Origin of the sequence: Micromonospora sp. NPDC049089, from assembly GCF_040648775.1 — a bacterium.
Taxonomy (GTDB): domain Bacteria; phylum Actinomycetota; class Actinomycetes; order Mycobacteriales; family Micromonosporaceae; genus Micromonospora.
Window position 1 is genome coordinate 1 of record NZ_JBEZEH010000297.1, and the last position, 6,165, is coordinate 6,165.

The 6,165-nt window shown below is 69.8% G+C and carries 6 protein-coding genes; 2 read left to right on the forward strand and 4 right to left on the reverse strand.

Going from position 1 to position 6,165, the window contains the following annotated elements:
* Positions 1-39: 39 nt before the first annotated feature.
* The gene (locus AB0B48_RS31345; protein WP_357207898.1) at positions 40-1,233 is read right to left on the reverse strand and encodes an endo-1,4-beta-xylanase; all 1,194 of its coding nucleotides are present in this window, start codon (positions 1,231-1,233) and stop codon (positions 40-42) included.
* Between the two features lie 347 nt (positions 1,234-1,580).
* Complete coding sequence (locus tag AB0B48_RS31350; protein WP_357207900.1) at positions 1,581-2,411, reverse strand: PIG-L family deacetylase; 831 nt, start codon at positions 2,409-2,411, stop codon at positions 1,581-1,583.
* Positions 2,412-2,602: 191 nt separating this feature from the next.
* Here AB0B48_RS31350 and AB0B48_RS31355 point away from each other — a divergent pair, with 191 nt between their 5' ends.
* On the forward strand, positions 2,603-3,508 hold the full coding sequence (locus tag AB0B48_RS31355; RefSeq protein WP_357207903.1) for an alpha/beta hydrolase: 906 nt from the start codon (positions 2,603-2,605) through the stop codon (positions 3,506-3,508).
* 4 nt (positions 3,509-3,512) lie between these two features.
* On the opposite strand, the gene prfH is transcribed toward AB0B48_RS31355, so the two are convergent.
* Positions 3,513-4,127, reverse strand: a complete 615-nt coding sequence (prfH, locus tag AB0B48_RS31360; RefSeq protein WP_357207905.1) for a peptide chain release factor H — start codon at positions 4,125-4,127, stop codon at positions 3,513-3,515.
* Positions 4,124-5,311 carry an RNA ligase RtcB family protein gene (locus AB0B48_RS31365; protein WP_357207907.1) on the reverse strand — a complete coding sequence of 396 codons (1,188 nt, stop codon included), beginning with the start codon at positions 5,309-5,311 and terminating at the stop codon, positions 4,124-4,126. The genes prfH and AB0B48_RS31365 overlap by 4 nt, the downstream gene beginning before the upstream one ends.
* A gap of 172 nt (positions 5,312-5,483) precedes the next feature.
* Here AB0B48_RS31365 and AB0B48_RS31370 point away from each other — a divergent pair, with 172 nt between their 5' ends.
* On the forward strand, positions 5,484-6,014 hold the full coding sequence (locus tag AB0B48_RS31370) for an adenylate kinase (protein WP_357207909.1): 531 nt from the start codon (positions 5,484-5,486) through the stop codon (positions 6,012-6,014).
* Positions 6,015-6,165: the final 151 nt, after the last annotated feature.

The window sequence follows — 6,165 nt, forward strand, 5'->3', positions numbered from 1 at the left end:
CCGTGTGGAGCTTCCCGAAGCTCCACACGGCCCTGGGCGTCAGCGGCGGGGTTTGGGTGCGATGCGGGGCAGGACGTACGGCGGCCCTGCGAAGATCAGGTCGGACTTCAACTCCTGGTACGCCCGCTTGGGCTGGTAGTTCTCGTCGTAGATGGTGGCCAGGCCCTCCGGCGGGTCGTCGAACCAGCCGGGCACCCACGAATGGTTGTCACTGAAACCCCAGACCGTGTACGACAGGCAGCTCCGGACGGCGAGGCACGCCTTCATCAGCACGCTGAAGTTGGCGGCCGACGCCTGGAGCCGGGGGTTGATCTCCTCGGAGTTGCCCGCCTGGACGCCCTCCGTCAGCTGGCTGCGCACGTCGACCTCGGTGAACGCGGTCGCGACGCCGAGCCCGCTGAACTTCTTCAGCGCGGCGGTCACCTGGAGGGTGTCGAAGTTGCCGTACTGGGTGCCCAGGTGGCCCTGGGCGCCGACGCCGTCGATCGGGACGCCCTGAGCGCGCAGGCTCTTGGTCATGTCGTAGACGAACTGGGTCTTGTCGTCCGCCGGGTTGCCCGAGCCGAACGCCTCGATGTTGTAGTCGTTGTAGAACAGCAGGGCCTTGGGGTCGGCGGCCCGCGCCCAGCGGAACGCGTCGGCGATGTAGCCGGGCCCGAGGTTCTGCGCCCAGAAGCCCTTGTAGTGCAGGGTCGACGGGGTGTCCCACGGGTCGCTGACCGCCTCGTTGACCACGTCCCACTGCCAGATCTTGCCCTTGTAGCGGTTCACGACTGTGGTGATGTGCTTGCGCAGCAGCTCGCGCAACTCCTGCTTGCTGATGGAGCCGTCGGCGACGCCGCTGGTCAACCAGGCGGGCAGCTGGTTGTGCCAGACCAGCACGTGACCGCGCACGCTCTGCCGGTTGCGCTTGGCGAAGTCGACGAACTGGTCGGCCGGCCCCCAGTTGTAGGTGCCGCGGGTCGGCTCCAGGCTCTCCCACTTCATCACGTTCTCGGCGGTGACCGAGGCGAACTCGGAGGAGGCCAGTCTGCGGTACTGCGGGTCGCTGGCGTCGTTGAGTGCATCCATGCTCACCGCGGTGCCGACGTGCAGACCGTGGCGCAGGCCGAGGGTGCCGAGGCTCTGCGTCGTGGGGTCGTACGGTCGACTCGCGGTCGCCGGCACCGTGTTCAGCGTGGCGATGGTCGCGACGGCGACCAGGCCGACGCTCGACCACTGTCTCAACTTCATGTGCCTGCCCTTCCAGACGATCAATAGATAGATGTCGATCTAGGAGGTGAGGGTCCGGTCCTGCTCGGGTGGGACGCGAGATGGCTGGGTGACGCCGGTAGTTCCGGCCGGAAACCGGAAACTTGCTCGAAACGTTAAGCCGATCTATGTCTGGCCGTCAACGCTGAAAACTTCCGGAAATTCATCACATGACCTGCCCAGCGGTGAGTGGCCGGCCGGCGAAACTTTCGGCGACCGGAGGCCGGAGGTCGGCGACCGGTTCGGGTGGCGAGGTCGTTTGCGGCGCACGCCACCAGACACCGTCGAACCGGTGGCCGACGATGTCAGGTGGCGCTACCGAAGAGTGATCAGCGCAGACCGGCGAAGAGGTCGTCCTCGGGGGTCGGCGCGCCCGTCCGGTCCCGCACCCGCAGGAAGGTCTCCACGCCCATCAGCTCGGTGAACCGCTCCTGGCCCAGTTGCAGGAAGAAGATGTTCTCGGTCTGACTGGCGTGCGTGGCCAGCGCGGCGAACTTCTGCGCGCCGTACTTGCTGGTGTCGACCCAGGTGGTGATCTCGTCGTCGGGCAGACCGAGCTGCGGCCCCGGCTCCGACTCCGCGTCCGGCTCGGCCCACTCGACGCCGAGCTCCTTCATGATCCGACCGAACTCCGCGAACGCCGTACGCGGCACAGTGGTCCAGTAGACCTTCGCCGGGACGTCCGTCTGCTCGACAGCGGCCATGGTGATTCGATGCGCCTGGATGTGGTCCGGGTGGCCGTAGAAACCGTTCTCGTCGTACGTGACGATCACGTCCGGCCGATACTGCCGAATCAGCTCCGCGAGCCGGGCCGCCGCCTCCGCCACCGGCGTGATCCAGAACGCGCCGGGCTGGTCGTTCGTCGCCCAGCCCATCATCCCCGAGTCGGCGTAGCCGAGGGTTTCCAGATGGGTGACGTTCAACGTCGCGCAGCTGGCCTCCAGCTCGGCCTGGCGCATCGCCACCACGGCGGCCGGGTCGTGCCCCTCCTCGCCCGGCTTGACCCCGCCCGGGCCGTCTCCACATCGCCCGTCGGTGCAGGTCACGAGCACCGTCGTGACCCCTTCGGCGGCATAGCGGGCAAGGACGCCGCCAGTGCTCGTCGCCTCGTCGTCGGGGTGGGCGTGCACCGCCATCAGGGTCAGAGGTCGCTCAGCCATGCCATCACCCTACGGTCATCCGGCTACGGGCCCACGACCTCCACCGCGAACATCCGCGGGAGCGGGGGCATCGTACCCAGTCCGGCATCCGTCGAGCGGTCCTTGTGTGAACGGCGCTCAGGCTCCGGGCAGGTCGCTAGATTCGGGCGTGATCGGCACATCCGAGCAGGTCAGGAAGCGGGGAGAAGTCAATGGCAAAGGCCGCTGGCGGGTTCACTGACCTGCGACAGATCGACGCGGGAGTCCTGAACGTCGGATACGTGGACGCCGGTCCGCCCGACGGGGACGCGGTGATCCTCCTGCACGGCTGGCCCTACGACATCCACAGCTTCGCCGACGTCGTACCGCTGCTCACCGCGGCCGGCAAGCGGGTCGTCATCCCCTACCTGCGGGGCTACGGCACGACCCGGTTCCTCTCCGACGACACGATGCGAAACGGCGAACCGGCGGCCATGGGGCTCGACCTCATCGCCCTGATGGACGCCCTGAACATCGACACCGCGAAGCTCGCCGGGTTCGACTGGGGCGCGCGGACCGCCGACGTCGTCGCCGCGCTGTGGCCCGAACGCTGCCGGGGGCTGGTCTCGGTCAGCGGCTACCTGATCGCCAGCCAGGAGTCCGGTAAGGCGCCGCTGCCGCCGAAGGCGGAGTTGGCGTGGTGGTACCAGTACTACTTCGCCACCGAGCGAGGGCGGGAGGGTTACGACAAGAACCGGCGCGCCTTCAACAAGCTGATCTGGCACACCGCGTCCCCCCAGTGGACGTTCGACGACGCGACGTACGACCGCAGCGCGGCGTCGTTCGACAACCCCGACCACGTCGACATCGTGATCCACAACTATCGGTGGCGGATGGCCCTCGCCGACGGCGAGGCACAGTACGACGACATCGAGAAGCGCCTGGCCACGCAACCGAAGATCGCCGTGCCCAGTATTTCCATGGAGGGCGACGCCAACGGCGCGCCCCACGTCGAGCCCACCGTCTACGCCAAGCAGTTCACCGGCCAGTACGAGCACCGGACCGTCGGCGGCGGTGTCGGGCACAACCTGCCGCAGGAGGCGCCGCAGGCATTCGCTGACGCCGTGCTGGAGGTCTGAGCCGCTAGCGCGTCGGACGTTCCACCCGGACCGGGTCGCCGCGAACCAGCCTGTCGTGGACGCGCCACCGGGCGGTGGTGACGGCACGCCGCGCCGCCTCGTCGCCCTGCTCGATGCGGTGGCGCAGCAGGTCCAGGGCGATCCGACGGTTGAGGCTGAACTGCCGCTCCTCGTCCACGACGACCACCAGGCCCGACGGGCGGTGCGTCGCGCGTACCGCCGTGCTGGCCTTGTTCCGGTGCTGACCCCCGGGCCCGCCGGTGCGGCAGGCGACGATGTCGACGTCCGCCTCGCGAAACGTCGTGGGCCGAGCGTCGCGTTCGGGCGGCTGGGCGGTGACGTACCAGTTCTTCCGGCCGACGCCCGAGCGGTACGGGCTGGGGGCCTGCCAACACAGTGTCCCGGTCCACGAGGCCGCGAACGCCTCAGCGTCCACGCCGGAGATCCGGATCAGCACCGCCCGGTGGGTGCCGGCGCGGTCACCGGGCACCGCCTCGACCTGCTGGATCGTCAGACCTCGGCGGACGCCCTCGTCGCGCAGCCGGTGCAGCAGTTGACTCAATGCCCAGGCGCACTCCTGCGGCCCACGTCCGGCCGACAACAGCAGGAACGCGGTCATGAGCGGCCTCGCCGGCCGCGGTGGCCCCGCCGCTGCGGGCGTGCGGCGGACCCAAGGTCGGGCGTCTTGTAGGTGACCACTGGCGTCGTGCTGACCACCGGGGTGGCCAGCCGGTGTTCGACCAGGTCGGCGATCACCTGCTCGATGCGCTTGTACGCCGTGGGTGCCTCCTCGAAGAGCAGTTGCCGGTCACCGCACACCACCAGCGAACCCACCGGGGTACGGCGTAGCTCCTCGACCGTGTGCTTGGCCCGGCCCCGCCGCAGGGCGTCGGCGCGCGACATCTTGCGGCCGGCGCCGTGGGCCACCGAATGGTTGGCCTCCGGCCCGGCGTGCGCGGCCACCAGGTAGGACGCCGTTCCCCGGGTACCGGCGATGAGGACGTCGCGACCGTCACCCGGCGCCGCGCCCTTGCGGTGCAGGTAGACCCCGTCCCGGACCTCGACCAGGTTGTGGCACTCATCGACGATCGGCGCGGTGGGCTCGGCCCCCAACGCGTGCGCCACCCGGGCGGCCAGCACCCGGCGGTTGAGCGAACCCCAGCGCACGGCGTCGTCGTGCCTGCCCAGGTAGGCGGCGGGGTCGGGTGCCGCCCCGGCGCCGTGGACCTCGGTGTGCGCCCGCAGGATCCGCTCGCCCAGACCACGGGAACCGCTGTGCACGATCAGCACGAGATCGCCCGCGTCGAGCCCGAGCCGGCCCGCGTGCCGCACGTCGAGGACGGTGTCGACGCGGGCCAACTCCACGAAGTGGTTGCCCCGACCCACCGTCCCGAGGCCGTCGAAATGGCCGGCTGGAACGTCACAGTCGACGGCGGCCCAGGCGGGGTCGTCGGCGTCGCGTACCGGGTCGAGCGCCTGGTCGAGATCGGGGAACCGGACGGCGAGCCGTTCCGGTACGGCCCGCTTGAGCTTGATCGGAAACACGGCGATGCCGCAGCCGATGTCGGAGCCCACCAGGAACGGGTACAGCACTGTCGACGCCATGGCCGCGCCGATGGGCGCACCCTTGCCGGGGTGCAGGTCCGGCATCGCGGCGACGTGCCGCATGCCGTCCAGGGCGGCGACCTGCTGGCACTGTGCGAGCGCATCGGACTCGATCCAACTCGCGGGAGAGGCGAACACCGTGACGGTGGCCGGGGCGGACGGGGGCAGGGGCTCCCGAGGGAGGTGGTGCTGGGACAAGGAGGCTCATCTCTGGCTGCCAACGTGAAAAGCGGACGGCGTCACGGCCCCCGGGACGCATCACCGGTGGCGCGGAGCAGGGGTGGAGTCCGTCAGTACGTCATGGACGTCACTCTGGTCGAGGCGCGCCAGGCACGACAACTGATTTTTCTTCACGACGTACGCTGCCGCGATGAGCGCACCGCGTCGCATCCTGGTCTACGGGGTGTACGGCTCCGGCAAGTCCACCCTCGCGGCGCGACTGGCCGAACACCTCGGACTGCACTGGTATCCGGTCGACGACCTGCTCTGGCAACCGGGCTGGGTCGAGGTGCCGGTCGCCCAGCAACGCAGCCGGATCGAGGAGATCTGCCGACGGGACCGCTGGATCATCGACGGCGCGTACCACGGTTGGCGGGACGTCCCGATGGCCCGCGCCGATCTGGTCGTCGGCCTTGACTATCCACGGTGGCTGTCGTTCGGGCGGTTGCTCCGCCGCACCGCCCGCCGGGTGGTCACCGGCGAGGTGATCTGCAACGGCAACCGCGAGTCGCTGAGCAGTGTGCTGTCCTCGGACTCGATCCTGGTGTGGCACGTCACCGCGTTCGGCCGGGCCCGACGGCGGATGCGGGCCTGGCAGGCCGACCCGTCAGCGCCGCCCGTGGTGTTACTGCGCTCCCCGGCGGAGCTGGAGGTCTGGCTGGCCGGGCTGCCCCGCCCTTGAGGCACCGACCTACGTCGTACGCCTCGGCGACCCCGGCCACCTGCTCTACCTGTCCCACGAGCGGGAGGACGAGGCCATGCGCGAGCTGGGGATTGTCGACCGACCATCCACGGTGGACGCGTCGTCGGCCCGCTCCCGGTGGGGAGCGGGC